The sequence below is a fragment of the Streptomyces sp. 549 genome (assembly GCF_030124175.1).
Classification (GTDB): Bacteria; Actinomycetota; Actinomycetes; order Streptomycetales; family Streptomycetaceae; genus Streptomyces.
In genome coordinates this window covers 1-24,131 of record NZ_JASKMT010000014.1, presented here as the reverse complement: position 1 = coordinate 24,131, position 24,131 = coordinate 1, and the positions used below count along the sequence as shown (strand labels likewise).

The 24,131-nt window shown below is 71.9% G+C and carries 24 protein-coding genes, 3 tRNA genes and 1 pseudogene; 7 read left to right on the top strand and 21 right to left on the bottom strand.

Translation table 11 applies throughout. The features are described 5' to 3' along the window. Window positions 1-137: 137 nt before the first annotated feature. On the bottom strand, window positions 138-3,452 hold the full coding sequence (locus tag QNO07_RS16915) for a helicase-related protein (RefSeq protein ID WP_283992882.1): 3,315 nt from the start codon (window positions 3,450-3,452) through the stop codon (window positions 138-140). Between the two features lie 85 nt (window positions 3,453-3,537). Beyond that, window positions 3,538-5,124 carry a DAK2 domain-containing protein gene (locus QNO07_RS16910; protein ID WP_283992881.1) on the bottom strand — a complete coding sequence of 529 codons (1,587 nt, stop codon included), beginning with the start codon at window positions 5,122-5,124 and terminating at the stop codon, window positions 3,538-3,540. Window positions 5,125-5,362: 238 nt separating this feature from the next. On the opposite strand from QNO07_RS16910, the gene rpmB reads away from it, so the two are divergent. Beyond that, window positions 5,363-5,548, top strand: coding sequence for a 50S ribosomal protein L28 (gene rpmB, locus QNO07_RS16905; protein WP_028426177.1), 186 nt, complete (start codon window positions 5,363-5,365; stop codon window positions 5,546-5,548). A gap of 139 nt (window positions 5,549-5,687) precedes the next feature. Here the strand turns inward: rpmB and thiD are convergent, their stop codons facing one another. Further along, on the bottom strand, window positions 5,688-6,503 hold the full coding sequence (gene thiD / locus QNO07_RS16900) for a bifunctional hydroxymethylpyrimidine kinase/phosphomethylpyrimidine kinase (protein WP_283992879.1): 816 nt from the start codon (window positions 6,501-6,503) through the stop codon (window positions 5,688-5,690). Window positions 6,504-6,630: 127 nt separating this feature from the next. Beyond that, window positions 6,631-7,623, bottom strand: coding sequence for a thiamine-phosphate kinase (locus tag QNO07_RS16895; RefSeq protein WP_283992878.1), 993 nt, complete (start codon window positions 7,621-7,623; stop codon window positions 6,631-6,633). Window positions 7,624-7,766: 143 nt separating this feature from the next. On the opposite strand from QNO07_RS16895, the gene QNO07_RS16890 reads away from it, so the two are divergent. Both QNO07_RS16890 and QNO07_RS16885 read left to right on the top strand, forming a co-directional pair. Then, window positions 7,767-8,000 carry an Lrp/AsnC family transcriptional regulator gene (locus QNO07_RS16890; RefSeq protein ID WP_283992877.1) on the top strand — a complete coding sequence of 78 codons (234 nt, stop codon included), beginning with the start codon at window positions 7,767-7,769 and terminating at the stop codon, window positions 7,998-8,000. 19 nt (window positions 8,001-8,019) lie between these two features. After that, a complete protein-coding gene (locus tag QNO07_RS16885; RefSeq protein WP_283992876.1) occupies window positions 8,020-8,514 on the top strand; it encodes a DUF3515 domain-containing protein in 495 nt (164 codons plus the stop codon). A 46-nt stretch (window positions 8,515-8,560) separates the two neighbouring features. Here the strand turns inward: QNO07_RS16885 and QNO07_RS16880 are convergent, their stop codons facing one another. The 3 genes from QNO07_RS16880 to QNO07_RS16870 form a co-directional block, all read right to left on the bottom strand. Further along, window positions 8,561-9,706 (bottom strand): D-alanine--D-alanine ligase family protein, encoded by a 1,146-nt coding sequence (locus QNO07_RS16880; RefSeq protein ID WP_283992875.1) that lies wholly within the window; start codon window positions 9,704-9,706, stop codon window positions 8,561-8,563. A gap of 172 nt (window positions 9,707-9,878) precedes the next feature. Further along, window positions 9,879-10,880 (bottom strand): NAD(P)H-dependent glycerol-3-phosphate dehydrogenase, encoded by a 1,002-nt coding sequence (locus QNO07_RS16875; RefSeq protein WP_283992874.1) that lies wholly within the window; start codon window positions 10,878-10,880, stop codon window positions 9,879-9,881. Further along, window positions 10,877-11,788, bottom strand: coding sequence for a lysophospholipid acyltransferase family protein (locus QNO07_RS16870; RefSeq protein ID WP_283992873.1), 912 nt, complete (start codon window positions 11,786-11,788; stop codon window positions 10,877-10,879). The genes QNO07_RS16875 and QNO07_RS16870 overlap by 4 nt, the downstream gene beginning before the upstream one ends. Before the next feature lie 161 nt (window positions 11,789-11,949). On the opposite strand from QNO07_RS16870, the gene cofC reads away from it, so the two are divergent. Beyond that, window positions 11,950-12,567 carry a 2-phospho-L-lactate guanylyltransferase gene (cofC, locus tag QNO07_RS16865; RefSeq protein WP_283992872.1) on the top strand — a complete coding sequence of 206 codons (618 nt, stop codon included), beginning with the start codon at window positions 11,950-11,952 and terminating at the stop codon, window positions 12,565-12,567. Here the strand turns inward: cofC and QNO07_RS16860 are convergent. From QNO07_RS16860 to leuC, 5 genes are all read right to left on the bottom strand, one after another. Continuing rightward, window positions 12,548-12,751: a hypothetical protein gene (locus QNO07_RS16860; protein ID WP_283992871.1), complete on the bottom strand. Its 204-nt coding sequence runs from the start codon at window positions 12,749-12,751 to the stop codon at window positions 12,548-12,550. The genes cofC and QNO07_RS16860 overlap by 20 nt on opposite strands. Window positions 12,752-12,918: 167 nt before the next feature. Next, entirely contained in the window at window positions 12,919-13,575 is a 657-nt protein-coding gene (locus tag QNO07_RS16855) for an HU family DNA-binding protein (RefSeq protein WP_283992870.1), read from the bottom strand. Window positions 13,576-13,698: 123 nt separating this feature from the next. After that, window positions 13,699-13,941 (bottom strand): SCO5555 family protein, encoded by a 243-nt coding sequence (locus QNO07_RS16850; protein ID WP_283992869.1) that lies wholly within the window; start codon window positions 13,939-13,941, stop codon window positions 13,699-13,701. A gap of 216 nt (window positions 13,942-14,157) precedes the next feature. Next, entirely contained in the window at window positions 14,158-14,751 is a 594-nt protein-coding gene (gene leuD, locus QNO07_RS16845) for a 3-isopropylmalate dehydratase small subunit (RefSeq protein ID WP_283992868.1), read from the bottom strand. A 6-nt stretch (window positions 14,752-14,757) separates the two neighbouring features. Next, window positions 14,758-16,182, bottom strand: coding sequence for a 3-isopropylmalate dehydratase large subunit (gene leuC / locus QNO07_RS16840; RefSeq protein WP_283992867.1), 1,425 nt, complete (start codon window positions 16,180-16,182; stop codon window positions 14,758-14,760). Window positions 16,183-16,335: 153 nt separating this feature from the next. On the opposite strand from leuC, the gene QNO07_RS16835 reads away from it, so the two are divergent. Beyond that, window positions 16,336-17,061, top strand: coding sequence for an IclR family transcriptional regulator (locus QNO07_RS16835; protein ID WP_283992866.1), 726 nt, complete (start codon window positions 16,336-16,338; stop codon window positions 17,059-17,061). A 219-nt stretch (window positions 17,062-17,280) separates the two neighbouring features. Next, window positions 17,281-17,931, top strand: coding sequence for a DUF6461 domain-containing protein (locus QNO07_RS16830; RefSeq protein ID WP_283992865.1), 651 nt, complete (start codon window positions 17,281-17,283; stop codon window positions 17,929-17,931). Window positions 17,932-18,246: 315 nt separating this feature from the next. Here the strand turns inward: QNO07_RS16830 and QNO07_RS16825 are convergent, their stop codons facing one another. Next, window positions 18,247-18,720, bottom strand: a complete 474-nt coding sequence (locus QNO07_RS16825) for a DUF4188 domain-containing protein (RefSeq protein WP_283992993.1) — start codon at window positions 18,718-18,720, stop codon at window positions 18,247-18,249. Window positions 18,721-19,048: 328 nt separating this feature from the next. Here QNO07_RS16825 and QNO07_RS16820 point away from each other — a divergent pair, with 328 nt between their 5' ends. Next, complete coding sequence (locus QNO07_RS16820; protein ID WP_283992864.1) at window positions 19,049-19,723, top strand: MerR family transcriptional regulator; 675 nt, start codon at window positions 19,049-19,051, stop codon at window positions 19,721-19,723. Between the two features lie 75 nt (window positions 19,724-19,798). Here QNO07_RS16820 and QNO07_RS16815 read toward each other — a convergent pair. The 8 genes and pseudogenes from QNO07_RS16815 to QNO07_RS16780 all read right to left on the bottom strand — a co-directional run. Then, a tRNA-Glu gene (locus tag QNO07_RS16815) sits at window positions 19,799-19,871 on the bottom strand. Window positions 19,872-19,897: 26 nt separating this feature from the next. Then, window positions 19,898-19,970 (bottom strand) — tRNA-Glu (locus tag QNO07_RS16810). 47 nt (window positions 19,971-20,017) lie between these two features. Continuing rightward, window positions 20,018-20,089 (bottom strand) — tRNA-Gln (locus tag QNO07_RS16805). 232 nt (window positions 20,090-20,321) lie between these two features. Beyond that, a complete protein-coding gene (gene gltX, locus QNO07_RS16800) occupies window positions 20,322-21,815 on the bottom strand; it encodes a glutamate--tRNA ligase (RefSeq protein WP_283992863.1) in 1,494 nt (497 codons plus the stop codon). After that, window positions 21,808-22,608, bottom strand: a complete 801-nt coding sequence (locus tag QNO07_RS16795) for a fumarylacetoacetate hydrolase family protein (protein ID WP_283992861.1) — start codon at window positions 22,606-22,608, stop codon at window positions 21,808-21,810. Before QNO07_RS16795 ends, gltX begins: the two co-directional genes overlap by 8 nt. Before the next feature lie 182 nt (window positions 22,609-22,790). Beyond that, window positions 22,791-23,369, bottom strand: a complete 579-nt coding sequence (locus QNO07_RS16790) for a GTP-binding protein (protein WP_219091389.1) — start codon at window positions 23,367-23,369, stop codon at window positions 22,791-22,793. Further along, window positions 23,350-23,898 (bottom strand): DUF742 domain-containing protein, encoded by a 549-nt coding sequence (locus tag QNO07_RS16785; RefSeq protein WP_283992859.1) that lies wholly within the window; start codon window positions 23,896-23,898, stop codon window positions 23,350-23,352. The genes QNO07_RS16790 and QNO07_RS16785 overlap by 20 nt, the downstream gene beginning before the upstream one ends. A gap of 112 nt (window positions 23,899-24,010) precedes the next feature. After that, window positions 24,011-24,131, bottom strand: a pseudogene (locus QNO07_RS16780) (roadblock/LC7 domain-containing protein); the annotation flags it as partial.

The window sequence follows — 24,131 nt, the reverse complement described above, 5'->3', positions numbered from 1 at the left end:
GAGCGGCAGCTCGCTGATGTGCCGGAACGCTATGGCAGCACCCTCCAGTCAGCCGGGCCGCCCCTCCCCCGACGGAGGGTTGCGCGCCCTTGGGACTGGTTGCATTCTCCCAGCCACCACTGACAGTCGAGCGGCGCTCACCCCTTGTCGAGGTACTCTTCGCGGTCCTTGTCGAGCAGCGCGTCGAGCGCGGTGCGCAGCTCCGGCAGCCGCTCCAACGAGGGGTCCGCCGCCACGACGGCCGTGGCCTCGGCGCGGGCCTGTTCGATGATCTCCTCGTCGTCGATGACGGTGAGCATGCGCAGGCTGGAGCGCACCCCCGACTGCGCCTGGCCCAGCACGTCGCCCTCGCGCCGCTGCTCCAGATCGATGCGGGACAGCTCGAAGCCGTCCAGCGTGCCGGCGACGGCGTCCAGCCGGGCGCGGGCGGTGGCGGCCTCCGGCATCTCGGTGACCAGCAGGCACAGCCCCGGCGCCGCTCCCCGACCGACCCGGCCTCGCAGCTGGTGGAGTTGGGAGACACCGAACCGGTCGGCGTCCATGATCGCCATCACGGTCGCGTTGGGCACGTTGACGCCGACCTCGATGACGGTGGTGGCGACGAGCACGTCCACCTCGCCGGCGGCGAAGCGCCGCATGACGTCGTCCTTGACGTCCGGGTGGAGGCGGCCGTGCAGGACCTCCACGCGCAGCCCGGCGAGCGGGCCCTCGCCGAGCTGCCGGGCGACGTCGAGCACCGCCAGCGGCGGGCGCCGGTCGTCCGCGCCGGGGTCGGCACCGGCGTCGGCGATCTCCGGGTCGGAGGTGTCGGCCGCCTCGGACAAGGCGGACGAGGCGGACGAGGCGGGCACAGCCTTCTTCCGGCTCTTCTTCTGCCCGGGCTTCAGCTCGGTGTCCTCGTCGCCGATGCGCGGGCACACCACGTACGCCTGGTGGCCGTTCTCCACCTCCTCCCGGACGCGCTCCCAGGTGCGGGCGAGGAAGTGCGGCTTGTCCGCAGCGGGGACGACGTGGCTGGCGATGGGTGAGCGGCCGGCCGGGAGCTGGTCGAGCACGGACGTCTCCAGGTCGCCGAAGACCGTCATGGCGACCGTGCGCGGAATGGGGGTGGCCGTCATGACGAGCAGGTGCGGGGGCTGCTTGCCCTTGGCCCGCAGGGCGTCGCGCTGCTCCACGCCGAAGCGGTGCTGCTCGTCGACGACGACCAGGCCCAGGTCGTGGAACCGCACCTTGTCCTCGATGAGGGCGTGGGTGCCGATGACGATGCCGGCCTCGCCGGTCGTCAGGTCCAGCAGTGCGCCGCGCCGGGCGGCGGTGCCCATCGAGCCGGTGAGCAGGACGACCTTGGTGGCCTGTTCGGCTCCGCCGAGCATGCCGCCCTGGGCCAGGTCGCCCATCATCTCGACGATGGAGCGGTGGTGCTGCTGGGCGAGCACCTCGGTGGGGGCGAGCATCGCGGCCTGGCCGCCCGCGTCGACGACGGCGAGCATCGCGCGCAGGGCCACCATCGTGTTGTGGGTCACGGTAAAGTCGTCGGTGATGTAGGCCCGGCTAGGGTGCGTGACGCTGATGCACTGGACCGGCTTCCGGCCGACGTACTCGACATCCCGGATGCCGCGCCGGAAGTGGTTGTACTTCGTCCGGGGCCTCATCCGGCCCGCTTTACGCGACAGCCGGAAGGGCCCGAAGTCTTCGGGCAAAGTCAGGGCTACCTCGTACGCATTCTTCCTCGTCCGAACCCGGGCACGCCCCCCCAGGGACCTGGCGAGCCACGCCATGTCCTCCGCGAGCTGCTTCGACGCCGAGCAGAACGAGATTCCGAGCCCGGCCGCACCGATCGTGCCATCAGTGTCCATGAGCCCTTGCAGGAGGGCGAGACGCTCCTTGATCGGGGCATTGCGGTAGGCCTCCGGAACGAACTTGTCGTGCGAGGTCAGCCCCCACAGCCCCAGGGTGCGCAGTGCCTGGATCACGGGATTCCGCCGTGTGCCGCCCTTCGGCCCGTTCATTCCGATCGTGAAATCACACACGGAGCCCGGCACCGGCGTCAGTTCGCAGTCGGGCGCTACGGCCGCGCCGACCGCTGCGAGAATCTCGTCGTCGGTTGTGGAGAGCCTCAAATTGTGGCGGAACGAACCGTCTCCGATGAGCACTCCCAGCAGGTACGGGTCGAGTGGCCGGGAGCCCCCTCCCTCCAGGTCCACAGGCTCAGCCGTCGGCAGGTACCACTTCGACGATCCGTTGGCCTTCAGCAGGTCATTGCGGATCTCGCTGGTCGTGAGGACCTTGGGCTTCTCTCCGCGGTCCCAGGCGCAACTCGTCGCCACGATCCACAGGTGCTCGTCATCAGACTCGACGGTGCTCCCTTCGGAGAGCACTAGGCGCCACACGTCTCGGACACCCTGCGGATAGACACCGTCGATCGTCGCGATCTCGCCTGTCGGGACAACGATCTCGTCGCCCACCGCCATCTCGCCCATGGCCCGGAAACCCGTGGGGGTCAGTACCAGCGCGTCGAGTGGCTGGGCCTTCCCCGACCCGACCTCGCCCTGGAGCAGCCGGTGCATGGGGTGCGCGGTCGCCAGGTCGGCGAAGACCTCCCGGCTGACCTGCTGCTGGCCCTCGGTGAGCGTGAACGGCAGGGTGGCGTCGAAGGCGTCGAGCAGGCCGCCCGGGGTGGGGACGCGGGGCACGGCCGGCAGCTGGGTGTCGGCGAGGCGGCGCCGGGCCAGGGCGACCTGGAGCACGAACGCCTCGTCCCACTTGAGGCGGTCCCTGGCGGCGGCGATGTCGGCCTTGGTGCGCGGCCGGTGGACGCGCAGGAGCGCGTCGGACAGGGCGAGCAGGCGGCGGCCCTCGCGCAGCGAGGCGGGCAGCGGGTCGGCGAGGCCGGCCCAGCCGGTGGCTTCGAGGGAGTTGAGCACGGTGTCGACGGCCTGCTCGATCTTCCACGACGACAGCTGCCGGCAGGCGGGGTACAGCGGCAGCAGCTCGCCGGCGAAGCGTTCGACGTCGGCCCGTCCGCTGTCCTCGTCGAGCAGCTTGTAGTCGGGGTGGGCGAGCTGCAGCTTGCGGTTGAAGACCCCGACCTTGCCGGAGAACATGCCGCGGCTGCCGGGCAGCAGCTGCTTCTCGTGCGCGAAGGCGCCGCGGCCGAAGAACACCAGCTGGAGCCGGCCGCTGCCGTCGGTGAGGTTGACCTCCAGTCGCTGACCGCTGCCGCGGTTGAACTTCAGCAGCCGCGCGTCGGCGACCCGGGCGACGACGGTGACGTGCTCGTCGAGCGGCAGGTCGGCCAGGCGGGTCAGCTCGCCGCGTTCGGCGTACCGGCGGGGGTAGTGGTGGAGCAGGTCGCCGACGGTGTGCAGGTCGAGGTGCTCGGCCATCACCTTCGCGGTGCTGCCGCCGACGACACGGTGGAGGGGTTCAGCCAGTGCGGACACGGATGCCATCTTCGCGCACGGGTGTGACAGCGCGCGGCTTTGCGGGAGTGTCGGCCGGTGGCGCCCGTCCGGCAGGCGGGCGCCACCGGCCCTGTCACTCGACGCCGATGAGCAGCGGGGAGGGCTGGCGGCCCTCGTAGCGCAGGGTGTCGACGCCGAGGTGCCCGCGGCGCACCCGCTCCTCCAGGTGGGCGCCCAGCCCGGCGGGGGCGCCTGCGCCCAGGACCAGGGTGACCAGTTCGCCGCCCGAGGAGAGCATGCGGTCCAGTACCTCCGCGGCGATGCGGGTGAGGTCGTCGCCGATGACGCAGACGTCACCGTCGATCATGCCCAGCACGTCCCCGGCCTGGCAGACGCCCGCGGTCGTCCACGACTCGGTCTCGGCGACGGCGAGTTCACCGAAGCGGGTGGCACCGGCGGCGGACGTCATCGCGACCACGTCCTCGTCGAAGCGCCGCTCGGGTTCGTGGACGGCGAGCGCGGCGAGGCTCTGCACCGGGGAGCGGGTGGGGATGATCGCGGTCCTGATGCCCTCGGCTCGGGCCTGCTCGGCGGCGGCTGCCGCGGTGTGCCGCAGTTCGGCGGCGCCGGGCAGCAGGACGACCTCCCTGGCGTGCGCGAGGCGCACGGCGTGCACCAGCTCGCCGCTGCCGGGCAGCTCCCCCGGGCGCACGGGCACCACGGTGGCGCCCGCCTCGGCGGTGAGCGCGGCCAGCCCGTCGCCGGGCATCACCGCGACGACCGCGCGGGGCACGGGGTCGGCTTCGACGGGCAGGCTCTCGAAGTGGGTGATGCGGATGCGGTGCGGGCGTCCGGCCTCGATGCCTGCCTCGACCGCGGCGCCGGCCTCGTCGACGTGCACGTGCACGTTCCACAGCCCGTCGCCGCCGACCACCACGAGGGAGTCGCCGAGCGGGTCCAGGCGGGCCTTGAGCGCGGGGATGGCCGTGTCGGGCGCGTCCAGCAGGTAGATGACCTCGAAGGCGGGCCCGCCGGTGGGGCGGTCCGCCGGGTGGTGCACGACGGGACGGCGGACGGGACGGCCGGCGCAGCCGGCGGGTCCGGAGGGCGGAACGGGCGCGTGCTCGCCGGTCAGCGCCTCCAGCAGCGCGTCCAGTACGGCGACCAGCCCGTAGCCGCCCGCGTCCACGACGCCGGCTTCGGCCAGCACCGCCAGCCGGTCGGGTGTCTCGGCGAGCGCGGCGCGGGCGGCGGCGCAGGCCGCGCGGGCCGCGTCGACGGTGTCCGGTCCGGCGGCGTCGGCGGCGTCCGCGGCGGCGGAGGCCACCGTGAGGATGGTGCCCTCGACGGGGTGGGCGACGGCGGCCCTGGCCGACTCCGCCGCCTGGCGGAGCGCCTTGGCGAGCGAGCCGCCCGCGGCGGTCGCCTCGGCCATGCCGCGCAGCAGCTGGGCGAGGATGGTGCCGGAGTTGCCGCGGGCGCCGAGCAGCGCGCCGTGGGCCATGGCGTGCAGGGCCTGCGCGGGTGTGGGGCGACCGGCGCAGGCTGCCTCGACGGCGTGCGACGCGGACTCCAGCGTGAGGTAGAGGTTGGTGCCGGTGTCCGCGTCGGCGACCGGGTAGACGTTGATCGCGTCGATCGTCTCGCGGGCCTCGCCCAGGGCGTCCAGCGCCCTACTGCACCAGGTGCGCACCGACCCGGCGTCGAGCGTGTCCGGCACGGGCGTCCTCCTCGGTGAACGGCAATGCTGGAAGGGTAGTCCCGTGGAGGCCGCGCGCAGGGGTTCGGGGACGGACCCGGGTCCGCGGGAGGGGGCGATTTCCTCGTTGGTGACCAGCCGTTGTATGCTGCTCCGGTTGCCTGACGAACGTCGGGCGGTCGTCCCTGGCGGTGCCGGTCATCTGATCACGCCGAGCCGGGATCTCACTGTAAGTGCATCTGAAGTCTTTGGAGTGACCGTGGCTGCCAACTGCGATGTCTGCGGCAAGGGGCCGGGCTTCGGCAACAGCATTTCCCACTCGCACCGCCGCACCCCGCGTCGTTGGAACCCCAACATCCAGCGCGTGCGTGCCGTGGTCGGTCGGACGCCGAAGCGCCTCAACGTCTGCACCTCGTGCATCAAGGCCGGCAAGGTTTCGCGCTGAGGCACTAGCCACAGCGCGGCCTCCCGGCTGACGTAGAGCCGGTCCACCCTCGGGTGGGCCGGCTCTTCGCCGTGTCCGGGTGCCGCACGCCCGCGACGTCCGGCGCGGGTGCGGGACGTCGCGGGGCGGGGTGCCGGATTCAGGGCGCGGGCGTCTGCGGGCCGGTGCCGCGCAGGGCCCAGCCGTGGTCGACGGGGCCCAGGCCGCCGCCGAGCGGGAAGCCGGCCGCGATGGCACCCGTGACGTAGTCCTTGGCGGCGGCGACCGCCTCCGGCACGGCCTGCCCCGCGGCGAGGCCGGCCGCGATCGCGCTGGCCAGCGTGCAGCCGGTGCCGTGGGTGTGGCGGTTGTCGTGCCGCGGGGCCCGCAGCCAGTGCACCTCCCGGCCGTCGGTGAGCAGGTCCACCGCGTCCCCCGGCAGGTGGCCGCCCTTGACGAGCGCCCAGGCAGGACCGAAGGCGAGGACCGCCTCGGCGGCCCGCCGCAGGTCGTCCTCGGACTCCACCCGCACCCCGGTGAGCTGGGCCACCTCGTCCAGGTTGGGCGTCGCGACGGTCGCGGCGGGCAGCAGGCGGGTGCGGACGGCGTCCAGCGCGTTCTCGGCGAGCAGCGCGTCGCCGTGCTTGGAGACCCCGACGGGGTCGACGACCACGGGCACGTCCAGGCCGGTCAGCAGGTCGGCGACGGTTTCCACGAGTTCGGCGGAGGCCAGCATCCCGGTCTTGACGGCCTGGACGCCGATGTCGTCGACGACGCTGCGGAACTGGGCCCGCACCGCCTCGGCGGGCAGCGGCCAGGCACCCTGCACACCCAAGGAGTTCTGGGCGGTGACCGCGGTGAGCACGCTCATGCCGTGGGTGCCGAGGGCCAGCATCGTCTTCAGGTCGGCCTGGATGCCCGCGCCGCCGCCGGAGTCGGAGCCGGCGACGGTCAGGACGCGAGGAGGTGTGCGCATGCCCGCAAGCCTACGGACGCCCCGCACGACGGTGGTGGGCCGTTCGCGCGGCGGGCCGCCGGGCGCCCCCTGCCCGGGCCGGCGCCCGCTGTCGCGGCCCGGTGCCCTCTGCCGGGGCCCGGCCTGGTCAGCCGTCCCCGCCGAAGTGGTCCCAGCCGCCGGCCTTCTCCCAGGGGGCGCCGTTGACGGTGACGCGCGGCAGCGCCGACGGGTGCAGCACCTCGCCGATCACGCGCCAGCGGGCGGGCAGCTTGCGGTCGGCGGGGAAGGTGGCGACGAGGGCGTGGTCCTCTCCCCCGGTCAGCACCCACTGCAGCGGGTCGACACCGACGGCCTGCCCGATGTCGTGCATCTGGGCGGGGATGTCGAACGCGCCGGAGGACAGGTCGATGCGGACCTTGCTGGCTTCCGCGATGTGGCCGAGGTCGGCGATGAGGCCGTCGCTGACGTCGGTCAGCGAGGTGGCGCCGAGGCCGGCCGCCGCCGGACCCGCGTGGTAGGGCGGCTCGGGCCGTCGATGGGCCTCGACGAACGCCCGGGGCGAGCGGAAGCCCCTGGCCAGCACGGCGTGCCCGGCCGCCGACCAGCCGAGCCAGCCTGTCACGGCCACCACGTCGCCGGGACGGGCGCCGGCGCGGGTCACCGGCTCGCGGCCGTGCAGGTCGCCGAGGGCGGTGATGGAGACGGTGATGGTGTCGCCGCGCACCAGGTCGCCGCCCACGACGGCCGCGCCCGCCACCTGGCACTCGTCCCGGACGCCGTCCATCAGCTCCGACGGCCAGGTCGCGGGCAGTTCGGCGGGCAGGACCAGGCCGAGCAGCAGTGCCGTCGGCACGGCGCCCATCGCCGCGATGTCGGCGAGGTTCTGGGCGGCGGCCTTGCGGCCCACGTCGTAGGCGGTCGACCAGTCGCGGCGGAAGTGCCGGCCCTCCAGCAGGATGTCCGTGCTCGCGACCACCCGGCGGTCGGGCGCGGAGACCACCGCCGCGTCGTCGCCCGGGCCGAGCCGGACAGCCGGCGTGGCGGTGATCCGCGAGGTCAGCTCGCGGATCAGTCCGAACTCTCCGAGTTCGCCGACGGTTCCCGGCGTCCGGGGGTGGCCCCCGGCGGAACTCAGCATCCGTGTGTCCCTTCACATGTGCGCAACTGCGAGGATGATCTGCCGCGCCGAGCGGCGTTGCGGGACTCGCCGCAGGTGGTGGCTACGCGGTACCGTGGCGTCCCTTCTCTCCACATGATCCTCGAAGCCGCCCTGGAGGTTCCGTGGTACAGGCGTACATCCTGATCCAGACCGAGGTCGGCAAGGCGTCGACCGTTGCCGAGACGATCGGCGCCCTCCCCGGCGTGCTCCAGGCCGAGGACGTGACCGGACCGTACGACGTGATCGTGCGCGCCCAGGCCGACACCGTGGACGACCTCGGCCGCCTGGTGGTCGCCAAAGTGCAGCAGGTGGATGGCATCACCCGCACCCTGACCTGCCCGGTCGTGCATCTGTAGACCCCTTTATGCTCAACCGGTGAGCACTGTGCCCCGCCGGACCGTATCTGTGTGTGCAGCGACCGCCGCCGTACTGGTGGCGGTCGCTGGCTGTTCGGCCGACCCGGAAGGGCCGGCTGTGCCCAGCCCCACCGGGCGGGCGGCAGCCGACTGCCGAGCGCTCCACTCCCGGCTGCCCGCCGAGGTGGAGGGCCGGGAGCGGGTGGAGCGTGAGCCGGTGTCGCAGTACACCGCCGTGTGGGGCGACCCGTCGATCGAGCTGCGGTGCGGGGTGCCGCGCCCTGAGGTGCTCTCGCCCGGCAGTGAACACTACAACCCCACCGCGGACGCGGTGGAGGTGAACGGTGTCGGGTGGCTGCTGGAGCAGCAGACGGACGGCTACCGCTTCACCACCACCGGACGTACCGCCTTCGTGGAGCTGACCGTTCCCGGCGCCTACGCGCCGGAGGTGGGTGCGCTCACCGACCTCGCCGACGCGGTGCGGGCCGCCGTTCCCGAGCAGCCCCTGCGGTGAGACCGCCCGGGGCGGTCCCACCGCGGACGGGATGCCCGCCGGCGCGTCAGCGCAGGCCGGTGGGGCGGTGCAGGGCCGCCTGGAGCAGCCGGTCGACCAGTTCGGGGTAGTCGACGCCGGACTCCTGCCACATGCGCGGGTACATCGAGATCGGTGTGAAACCCGGCATGGTGTTGATCTCGTTGATGACGAACTCGCCGTTCTCCAGCAGGAAGAAGTCGGCTCGCACCAGCCCCTCGCAGGACGCGGCGTCGAAGGCGAGCACCGCGAGCCGCTGTACCTCGGCGGTCTGCTCGGGGCTCAGCGGCGCGGGCACCAGGCCGGCGGCGGAGTCGATGTACTTGGCCTCGAAGTCGTAGAAGTCGTGGCTGGTGACCGGCGGGATCTCGGCGGGCACGCTGGCCCTGGGGCCGTCGCCGAACTCCAGCACGCCGCACTCGATCTCCCGGCCGCGCAGCAGCGACTCGACGAGGACCTTCGGGTCGTGGCGGCGGGCCTCCTCGATGGCCTCGTCGAGGCCGGTGAGGTCGTCGACCTTGGTGATGCCCATGGAGGAACCGGCCCGGGCGGGCTTGACGAACACCGGCCAGCCGTTCTCGGCGGCGAAGTCGACGATCCTCTTGCGGGCCGCGGAGGGGTCGCGCTCCCAGTCGCGGGGCCGGATCACCTCGTAGGGGCCGACGGGCAGGCCGAAGGAGAGGAAGACCCGCTTCATGTACTCCTTGTCCATGCCGACCGCGGACGCCAGCACGCCCGACCCCACGTAGGGCACCCCGGACAGCTCCAGCAGACCCTGGAGCGTGCCGTCCTCGCCGTACGGGCCGTGCAGGACGGGGAAGACGACGTCGACGTCGCCGAGGGCCTTGGGCACGCTGCCCGGTTCGAGGTGCAGCACCTCGCGGCTGGCGGGGTCGACGGGCAGCATGACGCCGCCGGTGTCGGACTCGGCGAGCTGGTCGACGTCGGGCAGCCGGCGGTCGCTGATCGCCATGCGGTCCGGTTCGTCGGCGGTGACCACCCACCGGCCGTCCGGGGTGATGCCGATCGGCAGCACGTCGTAGACGCTGCGGTCGATGGCCCGCAGCACAGCCCCGGCGGTGACCACCGAGATGGCGTGCTCGGAACTGCGTCCGCCGAAGACGACCGCGACGCGCGGCTTGGGCTGCTGGCTGGGAGTGGAAGGCGTGCTCATCGCGCAGAGGTTACCGTCTGCCGACCCGCGTCCGGCAGCCGCGGCACGGCCGCGTCGCGTCCGGTACGTGCCGTGCCCGGCGCGTCACGCAGCGGTGCCCGCCGACGGCCGCTCGCAACGGGACGCGGGCGGGCCGACCGCGGTGCGGCGGCCGGCGGTCCGGCGGGAGCGGTCAGTGGCCTTCGGCCTTGGCGCTGCGGGACATCAGTTCCTTCAGCGCCACCATCGGGGGCTTGCCGTCGTGGACGATGTCGACGACGGTCTCGGTGATGGGCATGTCGACGCCGTGGCGGCGGGCCAGGTCGAGCACCGACTCGCAGGACTTGACGCCCTCGGCGGTCTGCCGGGTGGCGGCGATGGTCTGCTCCAGCGTCATGCCGCGGCCGAGGTTGGTGCCGAACGTGTGGTTGCGGGACAGCGGCGAGCAGCAGGTGGCGACGAGGTCGCCCATGCCGGCGAGGCCGGCGAAGGTGACCGGGTCGGCGCCCATCACCAGGCCGAGGCGGGTGGTCTCGGCGAGGCCGCGAGTGATCAGCGACGCCTTGGTGTTGTCGCCCAGGCCCATGCCGTCCGCGATGCCGACGGCCAGACCGATGACGTTCTTCACCGCGCCGCCCAGTTCGCAGCCGACCACGTCGGTGTTGGTGTAGGGGCGGAAGTAGGGGGTGTGGCAGGCCTTCTGCAGGCGCCGGGCCACCTCCTCGGAGCGGCAGGCCACCACCGAGGCGGCCGGCTGGCGGGCGGCGATCTCCTTGGCCAGGTTGGGTCCCGACAGCACCGCGACACGCTCCGGCTCGGCCTCGGCGACCTCCTCGATCACCTCGCTCATGCGCTTGGCGGTGCCGAGTTCCACGCCCTTCATCAGGGAGACGAGCACCGTGTCCGGGCGCAGCAGCGGCGCCCAGCCGGCGAGGTTGTCCCGCAGTGTCTGCGAGGGCACCGCGAGCACGGTGAACTCGGCGTCCTCGGCCGCCTCGGCGGGGTCGGTGGTGGCGCGCATCGCGGACGGCAGGGTGACGCCGGGCAGGTAGTCGGGGTTGCTGCGGGTGGTGTTGACGGCTTCGACCAGTTCGGGGCGCCGGCCCCAGAGCGTCACCTCGCAACCGGCGTCGGCGAGCACCATGCCGAAGGCGGTGCCCCACGAACCGGTTCCGAACACGGCTGCTCTTGTCACGCGTTCTCTCCCTCGGCAGCCTTGCTGCGCTCGCTGATACCGCTGATACCGCTGATGTCGCTGTGGGGGCCGGGATCCGGCGTCCTGGGCCGGACGACCGGGATTCCCGAGAGGCCCGCGTCGTGTCCGAGCGGCCCGTGCGGCCGATGGCCGGCGAGGCCGGTGACGGGGCCGGTGCCTTCCATGTCGGGGGTTTCGGGCGTGCTGCGGTACCGGAAGCGCTCGGCGGGCGCGGGCTCGCCGCGCAGTTCGGCCAGCTGCTCGGTGACGGCGTCCATCAGCACGTCGGTGACGGCCCGCAGTACCTCGGCGGTCGGTTCCAGGTCGTAGAAGGCCGACAGGTCGACGGGCGGCCCGGCCTGCACCCGCAGCGTCTTGCGCGGGAAGAGGCGTATCCGGTCCTTCCTCGCGTAGGGCGGCACGGCCTCGTTCGCGCCCCACTGGGCGACGGGGATCACCGGGGCGCGGGTGAGCAGGGCGACGCGGGCGGCACCGGTCTTGCCCTCCATCGGCCACATGTCGGGGTCCCTGGTGAGCGTGCCCTCGGGGTAGAACGCCACGCACTCGCCGCGGTTGATGGCGGCCACGGCGGCCCGGAAGGCGCCGATCGCGTCGGCGGACTCCCGGTAGACGGGGATCTGGCCGGTGCCGCGCATGACGGTCCCCACGAAGCCCCGGCCGAAGAGGCCCACCTTCGCCAGGAAGCGCGGGACCCGGCCGGTGTTGTACTGGAAGTGGCCGTAGGAAAGCGGGTCGAGGTAGGAGTTGTGATTCACCACGGTGATGAATCCGCCCTCGGGCGGAATGTGCTCCGTTCCCCGCCAGTCGCGTGCGAAGAAGAGGATCAGCGGCGGTTTCGCCAATGCCGCGGCCAGGCGGTACCAGAAGCCGATTCTGCGGCGGGACACCCGGACACCATCTCCTCTAGCGTGCTGCGCTGTGCGCTGGGGACAACCGCACAAGTGTCGCCCCGAGCCGCAGCCCTGTCGAGGACACCGTAACCCCGCCGCCTCGGGCCGGGTGAGAATGGGTCGTCGCCGACCGGAGCGGACGGAAGGGAGAACTCGCCGTGTGGACGCTCGTCGTTCCCCTGAAGCCGCTGGCGCGGGCCAAGAGCAGACTCTCGCCCGCCGCCGGGGAGTCCCTGCGCCCGGGGCTGGCGCTGGCCTTCGCCCAGGACACGGTGGCCGCCGCGGCGGCCTGTCCCGCGGTGCGCGGTGTGGTGGTTGTCACGGACGATCCGGTGGCGGGGCGCGAGCTGGCGGCACTGGGCGCGCGCGTGGTCGGTGACGAACCCGACCGGGGCCTGAACGCGGCGCTGGCGTACGGTGCGCTCCGGGTACGGGAGTCCGATCCGCTTTCCGCGGTGGCGGCACTCAACGCGGATCTCCCCGCGCTGCGACCGGAGGAATTGCTGCGCGTACTGCACGCCGCGGGGACATTCCCGCGGGCCTTTCTCGCAGATGCCGCAGGCGTGGGAACGACGTTCCTGTCCGCTCTTCCGGGGCGGGAACTCGCCCCGGCCTTCGGCGGCGCCTCACGGATTCGCCACCTGGGATCGGGGGCGGCGGAAATCACCCTGTCCGGCGTGGACAGTGTGCGGCGCGACGTCGACACCGGCGACGACCTGCGGGCGGCGCTGGCACTGGGGGTGGGGCGCTACACGCTCAGAAGGTCTGCAGCGTGACGAAGGTGACACGCCGGTCGGGGCCCTGGCCCTCGGCCTCGATGCGCACCCGCTGACCGGGGCGCAGCAGGCGCAGGCCGCCGGCGTCGAACGCCGCCGCGTCGAAGGGCACCGGCGTGCCGTCGTCGAGCAGCACGCTGCCGGTGCGGGTCTCGGGGTCGTATGTGTAAGCGGTGGCCTGCATGCCGCAGAGCCTACGCCGGTACCCGCGGGACGGGTTCGGGCGGTGGGGCGGCCGGACGGGCTGGCGGGGCGGGGGCGGACGGGCTGGCGGGGCGGCTGCACGACCGCGGGCCGGGCTCCCCCGAAGGAGCCCGGCCCGGCGCCGAGGAGATCACGCGAACGAGGGGGTCAGCGCTTGCGGGCGGTGGCCTTCTTCGCGGTGGTCGTCTTGCGGGCGGCGGTCTTGCCCGCAGGCGCCTTCTTGGCAGTGCTCTTCTTCGCCGGGGCGCTCTTGGCAGCGGTCTTCTTCGCCGTGCTCTTCTTGGCCGCCGCCGACTTGGCGGGGGCCTGCGCCGTGCTGGTCTTCTTGGCAGCCGACTTGGCCGTGGTCTTCTTCGCGGTCGAGGCGGCGGTGGTCCGCTTGCTGGCCGTGGTCTTCTTCGCGGCCGTCTTCTTGGCGGCGGCCTTCTTGGCGACCGCCTTCTTGGCGGCGGCCTTCTTGGTGGAAGTGCCACCCGAGAGGCTGCCCTTCGGCGCCTTCTTGACGGCCACGTCGTTCTTGGGGAGCTTCTTGGCCCCGCTGACCAGGTCCTTGAAGCCCTGGCCTGCCCGGAACCGGGGCACCGAGGTCTTCTTGACCCTGACCCGCTCCCCGGTCTGGGGGTTGCGGGCGTAGCGGGCGGGGCGCTCGACCTTCTCGAACGAACCGAAACCGGTGACCGACACGCGGTCGCCTGCGCACACCGCGCGGACGATCGCGTCCAGCACCACGTCAACCGCGTCAGCAGCCTGCTGGCGGCCACCGAGCTTGTCCTGGATTGCTTCGACGAGCTGCGCCTTGTTCACGTCTTCCCCTTCGGAGACATTGCCGGAACGAAATGTTCAAGCTTTTTCGCACGGTAGGCAGATATATACCGCAAATCAAACACGAAACGGGCTAATCACCCTTGTGCCGCAACGAACTGCCGGTCACGCAGAGGGGAAGCGGCCGTCGCTGCTCTCTCCGCTCTCGTCGAGCTCCTCCATCAGGCTGTCGAGTCGCCGTGCCGCCGCGGCCAGATCGTGCTTGGACGCGGCGGTGACGGCAAGCAGCCTTCGGGAGAGCGCCGCCCGCTCGCTCTCCGACACGTGCATCGTGCGCACTTTGCGGTGCGCCTCCTTCAGTCGGGCGGCGACGAGACCGTACAACTCGAGTTGGTCGTCGCGTTCCATGCACTGATTGTGCCATCTGCGGTGAGTTGTCGCCTCGGGAGGGGTCAACGGGCGCGTCTGCAAGGCTGTTCGACGCCTCGGCCTGTCAACCGGGTTTCCAGCCAACTGGCTTGTCAAACACGGTTGTTCGCCTGACATCCGAGGCGCTGGACCGAGCACGCGAAACGGCGCCCCCACCGTTCCCGGTGGGGGCGCCGCGTTGGGCCGTCGGAGTGCTCAGGCGGCCTGCGTACGTGGCTTGAACGCCGGGCGCCGCGCCTCGTAGGCGGAGATGGCGTCCTCGTTCTGCAGGGTGATGCTGATGTCGTCCAACCCCTCCAGCAGCCGCCACCTGGCGTTCTCGTCCAGCTCGAACTCCGCTTCGACGCCTTCGGCGAGAACACGGCGGCTGACCAGGTCGACGGTGACCTCGGCCGTCGGGTCGGCCTCGGTGAGCTTCCACAGCGCGTCCACCGTCTCCTGCGGCAGGACCACGGTGAGCAGGCCGTTCTTCAGGGAGTTGCCGCGGAAGATGTCGGCGAAGCGGGAGGAGATCACCGCCTTGAAGCCGTAGTTCTGCAGGGCCCAGACGGCGTGCTCACGGGAGGAGCCGGTGCCGAAGTCGGGGCCGGCGACCAGGACGGTGGCCCCGACGCGCTCGGGCTGGTTGAGCACGAACTGGGGGTCCTTGCGCCACGCCTCGAAGAGGCCGTCCTCGAAGCCGTCGCGGGTGACCTTCTTCAGCCAGTGGGCAGGGATGATCTGGTCGGTGTCGACGTTGCTGCGGCGCAGCGGCACGGCACGACCGGTGTGAGTGGTGAAGGCTTCCATGGCTGTTCAGACCCCCACGGGCTGGGACACGTCGGACAGGTCGGCGGGCGAGGCCAGGTGGCCCAGTACCGCGGTGGCGGCTGCCACCTGCGGTGAGACCAGGTGGGTGCGCCCGCCCTTGCCCTGCCTGCCCTCGAAGTTGCGGTTGGAGGTGGAGGCGGAGCGCTCACCGGGCGCCAGCTGGTCGGGGTTCATGCCCAGACACATCGAGCAGCCCGCGTGCCGCCATTCGGCGCCGGCGGCGGTGAACACCTTGTCCAGCCCCTCCGCGACGGCCTGGAGCGAGACCCGCACCGAACCGGGCACCACCAGCATGCGCACGCCCTCGGCGACCGAACGGCCCTCCAGCAGCGCCGCGGCGGCCCGCAGGTCCTCGATGCGGCCGTTGGTGCAGGAACCGACGAAGACGGTGTCCACGTTGATGTCCCGCAGCGGCTGCCCGGCCGTGAGGCCCATGTACTTCAGGGCGTTCTCGGCGGCGAGCTGCTCGCTGGGGTCGGAGAAGGACGCCGGGTCCGGCACCGAGGCCGACAGCGGTGCGCCCTGGCCGGGGTTGGTGCCCCAGGTGACGAACGGCGCCAGCTCGGAGGCCTCGATGACCACCTCGTGGTCGAACGTGGCGTCGTCGTCGGTGCGCAGCGTGCGCCAGTAGGCGACCGCGTCGTCCCAGTCGGCGCCCTGCGGCGCGTGGACCCGGTCCTTGAGGTAGGCGAACGTGGTCTCGTCCGGGGCGATCATGCCGGCCCTGGCGCCTGCCTCGATGGACATGTTGCAGATGGTCATGCGGGCTTCCATCGAGAGCTTCTCGATGGCCTCGCCGCGGTACTCCAGGACGTAGCCCTGTCCGCCGCCGGTGCCGATGCGCGTGATCACGGCCAGGATCAGGTCCTTGGCGGTGACGTCGTCCGGCAGCTCGCCGTTGACGGTGATCGCCATCGTGCGGAACGGGGCCAGCGGCAGGGTCTGGGTGGCGAGCACGTGCTCGACCTGGCTGGTGCCGATACCGAAGGCCAGCGCGCCGAACGCGCCGTGCGTGGAGGTGTGGCTGTCACCGCACACCACGGTCATACCCGGCTGGGTCAGTCCCAGCTGGGGTCCCACCACGTGTACGACGCCCTGCTCCACGTCGCCCAGCGGGTGCAGCCGTACGTTGAACTCGGCGCAGTTCTTGCGCAGGGTCTCCAGCTGGGTGCGCGAGACCGGGTCGGCGATCGGCTTGTCGATGTCGAGGGTCGGGGTGTTGTGGTCCTCGGTCGCGATGGTGAGGTCGGTCCGCCGGACCGGACGGGCGCTCTTGCGCAGGCCGTCGAACGCCTGCGGGCTGGTCACCTCGTGCAGCAGGTGGAGATCGATGAAGAGCAGGTCGGGCTCTCCCTCCGCGCGCCGGACGACATGGTCGTCCCAGACCTTCTCCGCGAGTGTCCGTCCCATCGCTTTCCCTCCGGCCGGCCGCATCGCCGGCCACATGTCGAGGCCTCGCCCCACCCGTTCTCCGCGCGCCGGGTGGCAGCCTTCACCACAGCGTGGCGGGTTCCGCAGGAAATTGAACTTGCGTTTCGTAATGTGAGACGCAAGTATCGACGCATGGACAACTCCAACAGCGCCTCAAGTGGTGTGGGCGTTCTCGACAAGGCAGCTCTCGTGCTGAGCGCCCTGGAGTCCGGTCCGGCCACGCTCGCCGGACTGGTCGGGGCGACTGGCCTCGCGCGCCCGACGGCGCACCGGCTCGCCGTGGCTCTTGAGCACCACCGTTTTGTGGCCCGCGACATGCAGGGCAGGTTCATCCTGGGGCCGCGGCTCTCGGAACTGGCAGCCGCCGCGGGCGAGGACCGGCTGCTGGCCTCAGCCGGCCCGGTGCTCACACATCTGCGCGACGTGACCGGGGAGAGCGCCCAGCTCTACCGCCGGCAGGGCGAGATGCGCATCTGCGTGGCCGCGGCCGAGCGGCTCTCCGGGCTGCGCGACACCGTGCCCGTCGGCTCCACACTGCCGATGAAGGCCGGTTCCGCCGCCCAGATCCTCATGGCCTGGGAGGAGCCCGAACGGCTGCACCGGGGCCTTCAGGGGGCCCGGTTCACGGCCACCGCACTGTCCGGGGTGCGGCGGCGCGGCTGGGCGCAGTCGGTGGGCGAGCGGGAGCCCGGGGTGGCGTCCGTCTCCGCACCGGTGCGCGGCCCGTCGAACCGTGTCGTGGCCTCGGTCTCGGTCTCCGGGCCGATCGAGCGCCTCACCCGCCACCCGGGTCGCATGCACGCCCAGGCGATCGTGGAGGCCGCCAACCGGCTGTCGGAGTCCCTGCGCCGCGGCTGACCGGGCTCAGGCGCTCGCCTTCTCCACCCGCACCTCGCGGACCCGGACCACGAAGGGCCGTCGCAGCCTCCGGCGTGGGACCGGCTGGAGACGAGTACCAGGAACGCACTGTGACTGAGGGCTACGGGATGCGGATGGGCGTTCTGGCTCGACCGGGCTGAACGTCGGGATCTGCTCCTGAGGCCGTCGATGGCGGATCACCACGCAGGGGGCAGCTTGATGAACCGGGGACCTGGGGAGAACGGGCTGCGCTGGATAGCGGACGCCTACAACACCAGCTTCACGCTCACGCTCAGCGAGGGGCTCTCGCCGTACGAACTGCTGCGCAACGTTGGCGCCGAGGAGCACCGCATCGTCCCGCTGACCCGCTCTGCGGCGTGCGATCTACTGCTCAGGGACGTAGAGGACCACATCAGCGACCTGGACTTCCTGGACTGGGAGGACGCAGCGGCAGTGACCCGACTGACCAACGGGGGCTTCCTGCCCGCCCCGCCGGACAGCATCGTCCGAGCGGGCTCGGTGGCGGGCTGGGCGTACGCACTGGAGGAATTCAGCTGCCGTACTGGGCCCTACATCGCGGCGCTGTCCCGGCGAGGACGGGCGTTTGCCGTGCATCGCAACGCGAAGGGCATGAGCCGCGTCGACTACGGCCTCCATGGCGAGGCAGTGACGTCGTTCGAGCCGGGTCTGCCACACCTTGCGAACGACGCCCCGGCCGAGGTAGCGCTCGGCTTCGTTCACCGCGGTGACGAGGTGGGTGATGTGGCGTTCCTGCGGTTCCTGGAGGGTGAGCTTGGCATCTTCCTCCCCTGGGAGCAGACGGAGGCAGAACTGCCGGCAGCCGCGTTCACTGACTCTGCCTCGGGATAGCCACGTCGGGCTCTGTCCCTGGATCCGCCTGCACCGTTTGCGGGACACGCGTGACCGCCGCGGCGTTGCGCACCGCTTCGGCGGATGAACCCGCTGAACCCGCGCGTGAGTCACCTCGACCGCCAACTGCATCGCTCAGCCCCGCCAAGTCGAGCACTTGTCCGCCCCTGTAGCGCTCACTCACCCGCACGTACACACCCGCAGTCACAGCCCCGCTCGACACACCGGCGGGGCCAGGAGCCCCGTGCCTCCCGCTGTCGCGCGCACGAGCGGCTCCCGGGCGTCGTGGGGGCTCCGAGGCGGCCACAGGCGGCCTCAGGCCCCGCGTGAGCGCACCTGTGCCAGTCGGTCGGCGGCCCGCTCGCCCCTGCGGCCGATGGGCACGATCCCGGTGGCCTGCCCGAGTCCTATGGGCGGCATCCAGCCGTACACCGTCTCGTAGTTGCCGGCGGGCACCACGTAGGTCTCGTGCCAGATGCCGACGGCGCCCGGATTCCTGCGCGCGCCCCGGTTGAACGCCGACCAGGCGGGCCGGTGCCGCTGCTCCGGCGCGGAGGCGTATGCCAGCAGCTTCTCGTGGGACTCCCAGTACTGCACGAGGTAGAACAGCCGGGGCCCGCCCAGCAGGTTGCGTGCCGCCAGCAGGCCGCTGTCCGGGTCGTCGGCCAGTTCACGCAGCATCCGCGGCATCGCGCTCAGCGCCGGCCACCAACTGCGCACGTCGCGGAAGCGGTTGATGCGCATGCCGATCAGGAAGACCGTGATCTCACCCGCCGCCGCGGCCGTCATCCGCCCCGGCACGACCTTCCCCTGAGGGTGGCCCGCAACCGGCACGTCCGCGTCGGTCGCGGCAATAGCGGCCTCCGCTCCCCCGGTGCCGCCCGCCCCCTGCTCCCGCTGCCGCAGCTCCTGCCGGCCGGTGATCCCGTCGACCCCACGAGGGTCGCCATTGCCCTTCTCACCCATGACGTCCTCCACTCGTTCTTGGTGAGTGTCACTATCCATACTTGGATAGTGACACTCACCAACGTGGCGCGCAAGGGCGCGCGGGGGTGAGAATGCGCGTGACGGCGCGAACAGGCGGGACCTACGGACACCGGACGGAAGAGGTGCGCGGATGCGGCTGGCGGAACTCAGCGAGCGCAGCGGGGTGTCGACCACGACGATCAAGTACTACCTCCGCGAGGGGCTGCTGCCGCCGGGTGAGCGGGTGACCGCCACCCAGGCCGACTACTCCGAGGAGCACCTGCGCCGCCTGGGACTGGTCCGGGCGCTGATCCAGGTGGGGCGGGTGCCGGTGGCGACCGCCCGCCAGGTCCTGGAGGCGGTGGAGGACGACTCGCTGGACCTCGACAGCCGCCTGGGAACGGCGGTCGGCGCGCTGCCGGGTGTGCCCACGCTGCCCGGCGCGGTGCCCGACGCGGCGACCGGGCAGGCCGAGTCGGCGGTGGCCGGACTGGTCGAACGGCTCGGCTGGTCGACACGGCCGGACTACCCCGGCCACACCATGCTCGTCGCCGCGGTGAGCGCCCTGGCGCGGCTCGGCTACCCCTGCGGCGTGGACGAGTTGCTGCCCTACGGCGAGTTGGCGGACCGGCTCGCCGTGCACGACCTGGACCTGATGGAACGCTTCGACACACCCGTCACCCGGCTGGAGGCGGCCGTCGCACTGACGGTGCTGTACGAACCGGTGCTGCTGAGCCTGCGGCGCCTGGCCCACGCCGAGCAGTCCCAGCGCCGGTACCACGCCCGCAGTGACTGCGGCCCGCCCGCAACGGCGGACGGGGCGTAGCGCGGCGGCCCCGCCGGCCGTGGCCGGCAACGCAGAAGGCCCGCACTCACCGAGTGCGGGCCTTCTGCGATCGAGTACCCCCGACCGGATTCGAACCGGCGCTACCGCCTTGAGAGGGCGGCGTGCTAGGCCGCTACACAACGGGGGCCCTAGCGTGATCCCGTGAAGGATCCGTACCCCCGACCGGATTCGAACCGGCGCTACCGCCTTGAGAGGGCGGCGTGCTAGGCCGCTACACAACGGGGGCATCGATCTTGCGGAGCTTCTTGCGAGACTCCGCGTGTCAAGATCGCGCTGGGCTACCAGGACTCGAACCTAGACTAACTGAACCAGAATCAGTCGTGCTGCCAATTACACCATAGCCCACCAAAACGCAACCCCTTGCGGGGATTTTGTTTGGGTGACCGCCTCCCGGTGGCCCGGCCTTTCGGCCTGCCCCGTTCGGCGACAGGAAGAACATTACCCGATGGTGGACGGTGCTCCAAAACGGGATTCCCGCCGCCCCCGGGCGGCCCCGCCGCCCCGCACGCGGGCGGGCCGGGGCAGCGCGAGTGCGCTCCCCCGGCCCGCCCGGCCGCGCGGCGGTGCCGCAGCCGGCCTACGCCTGCTGCTCCAGCGTCTTGAGCGCGCTGTCGACACGCGCCAGCGTGCGCTCCCGGCCGAGCACCTCCAGCGACTCGAACAGCGGCAGGCCCACCGTGCGGCCGGTGACGGCGACCCGGACCGGCGCCTGCGCCTTGCCGAGCTTCAGCCCGTGCTGCTCGCCCGCCGCGAGCACCGCGGCCTTCAGCGCCTCAGCGTTCCACTCCGCCTCGGCCAGCCCCGCGCGGGCGGTGCGCAGCAGGGCGTCCGCGCCCGGCTTCATCGCCTTGGCCCAGGAGGCCTCGTCGGTGGCGGGCTCGTCGAGGAAGAGGAAATCGACGTTGTCGGTGATCTCGGAGAGCACGGTGAGGCGTGTCTGGGCCAGTGGGGCCAGCTCCTCGAACGCCGCCCGGTCGAACGCCTCGGGGCGCCAGGGGGCGTGCGGCGCGGTGAGCCACGGCTCGCAGGCGGCGACGAAGTCCGCCACGGGCATCGCCCGCAGGTGGACGGCGTTGATCGCCTCGCACTTCTTCAGGTCGAAGCGGGCCGGGTTGGCGTTGACCGCGTCGATCTCGAAGGCGGACACCATCTCGTCGAGGCTGAAGATGTCCCGGTCCTCGGCGATCGACCAGCCGAGCAGCGAGAGGTAGTTGAGCAGGCCCTGCGGCAGGAAGCCGCGCTCCCGGTAGAGGTTCAGGGACGACTGCGGGTCGCGCTTGGAGAGCTTCTTGTTGCCCTCGCCCATCACGTACGGCAGGTGCCCGAACCGCGGGATCGAGCCGTTGCCCACACCGATCTCGGCCAGGGCGCGGTAGAGGGCGATCTGCCGCGGGGTCGAGGACAGCAGGTCCTCGCCGCGCAGCACGTGCGTGATCTCCATCAGCGCGTCGTCGACGGGGTTCACGAGGGTGTACAGCGGGGCCCCGTTGGCCCGGACGATGCCGAAGTCGGGCACGTTCTCCGGGGTGAAGGTCAGCTCGCCGCGCACCAGGTCGGTGAAGGTGATCGGCTCGTCCGGCATCCGGAACCGCACGATGGAGGTGCGGCCCTCCGCCTCGTGGGCGGCCGTCTGTTCGGGCGTGAGCGTCCGGCACAGGCCGTCGTAGCCGGAGGGGCGCCCGGCGGCTCGGGCGGCGTCCCGGCGGGCCTCCAGCTCCTCCGCGGTGCACCAGCAGCGGTAGGCGTGGCCGGCGTCCAGCAGCCGGGCCGCGACGTCCGCGTACAGGTCCATGCGTTGGGACTGCCGGTAGGGGGCGTGCGGGCCGCCGACCTCGGGGCCCTCGTCCCAGTCCAGGCCGAGCCAGCGCAGCGAGTCCAGCAGCTGCCGGTAGGACTCCTCGGAGTCCCGGGCGGCGTCGGTGTCCTCGATGCGGAAGACCAGGGTGCCGCCGTGGTGACGGGCGAACGCCCAGTTGAAGAGGGCCGTGCGGACCAGGCCCACGTGGGGGTTGCCGGTCGGTGAGGGACAGAAACGTACCCGCACAGCGGAGGAAGAGGGAGCGCTAGCCACGCGTGATCACCCTGTTGGTGAGAGTGCCGATGCCTTCGATGGTGACGGCGACCTCGTCGCCGACGTTGAGCGGTCCGACACCCGCGGGGGTGCCGGTGAGGATGACGTCTCCGGGGAGCAGCGTCATGGCCTCGGTGATGTGCACGATCAGGTCCTCCACGGACCTGACCATCTCGCTGGTGCGGCCCAGTTGCCGCTGCTCGCCGTTGACCGTGCACATCAGGGCCAGGTCGGCGGGGTCCACCTCGGTCTCCACCCACGGGCCGAGCGGGCAGGCGCCGTCGAAGCCCTTGGCCCGTGCCCACTGTTCCTCGCGGCGCTGCACGTCGCGGGCGGTGACGTCGTTGGCGCAGGTGTAGCCGAGCACGACCTCCAGGGCACGCTCCCGGGGCACCTGGTGGCACATCCGGCCGATGACCACGGCGAGTTCGGCCTCGTGGTGCACCTCCTGGGAGAACGCCGGGTAGCCGATCGGGTCTCCGGGGCCGATCACCGAGGTGGACGGCTTGAGGAAGACCACCGGGGTGTCGGGCACGGTGTTGCCCAGCTCCCTGGCGTGCTCGGTGTAGTTGCGGCCGACGCCGAGGACCTTGTTGGGGAGCACGGGAGGCAGCAGCCGCACCTGCGACAGGGGGATCTTCTTGCCCGAGCGCTCGAAGTCCGCGAACGGGTGGCCCTTGATGATGTCGAGGAACAGCCCGTCGGAGCTCCGGGCGTCCGCGGGGTTCTCGGGCTCCCCTTCGACGACGCCGAACGCGACGGTGCCCTCGAGTGAGAATCTGGCGATGCGCACGGGTTGCGTTGCCCTTCAGTGACCTGCGGGAAGATGACACTCCAGACTAGGGCACGGCGCGACCCGCGCGGCCGGGCCCCGCGGCCGGGCCCCTCGGAAGGCGGCGGCCCGGCACACGGGTGGTGTGCCGGGCCGCTGATGCCGGGTGGGCCCCTGCGGCTGCGCGCCGGGGCCGGCCGCCGCTACCGCAGGCGGGCCATCAGGGCGTGCTCGACCAGCGTGATCAGCGCGCTCTTGGCGTCCGCCCGGTGCCGGGCGTCGGTGGTGATGATCGGGGTGTCCGGACCGATCTGGAGTGCCTCGCGGACCTCTTCGGGGTTGTAGGGCTGGTGCCCGTCGAACCCGTTGAGCGCGATGACGAAGGGCAGGCCGCTGTTCTCGAAGTAGTCGACCGCGGGGAAGCAGTCGGCGAGACGGCGGGTGTCGACCAGCACGACCGCGCCGATCGCGCCGCGCACCAGGTCGTCCCACATGAACCAGAACCGGTCCTGACCGGGCGTGCCGAACAGGTACAGGATCAGGTCCTGGTCGAGCGTGATGCGGCCGAAGTCCATGGCGACCGTGGTGGTCGTCTTGTCCCCGGTGTGGGTGAGGTCGTCGATGCCCGCGGACGCGGACGTCATCACAGCTTCGGTGCGCAGCGGGTTGATCTCCGAGACGGCTCCCACGAAGGTCGTCTTGCCCACGCCGAAGCCACCCGCCACCACGATCTTCGCGGAGGTGGTGGAGCGGGCCGCACCGCTAGAGCTTGCGAAGTCCACTGAGCACCCTTTCGAGCAGTGTCACATCTGGTTGTCCGCCGGCGGTCTCGTCGCCGCCCGGCTGGTGGATCGCGACGAGTCCGGCCTCGGCCAGGTCGGCGACGAGGATACGGGCGACGCCGAGGGGAATGCTGAGAAGTGCGGAGATCTCGGCGACCGACTTGATCTCGTAGCAGAGCCGGCAGATCCGCTGGTGCTCCGGAAGCTGTCCCTGGAGCTGGGCGGCGCCGGCGGTGGTGTGCACCAGCGCCTCGATGGCGAGCTGGTAGCGCGGCCGGGTCCGGCCGCCGGTCATGGCGTACGGGCGCACCAGCGGCTGGTGCTCCTGGCCGCCGCGGCCCTGCCCGGACGAGCCGGAGCTGCGGTGCCGGGCCCGCGGGGCGGGCGGCTGCTGGGAGGGCCGCTGCTGCTGCGGCGGGGGCTGACGCTGCTGGTGGCTCGGCGTGGAAGGGAAGTTGTAGCGCTGGTAGGACGGGTCGCTGTGCGGCGTCTGACCATTGCCGTACGGACCGCCTGGGGGCGTGACCACGGTTCCTCCTTCGACTGCCGAGTTGCGGGACCACCGCTGCGAAAGCTCCGGTGCGTGGCATCCGCGTCTCCGCACTTTATGGCGCGGAGACGCAATGCGCACTGCCTGTTTGTCAGTTGAGAAGGCTTCCTTGCAGTTCGGCCCGGAGATCGGGGGTGAGAACAGTACCCGCGCGGTCGACCAGGAGTGCCATCTCGTAACCGACCAGACCGATATCGGCCTCCGGATGCGCC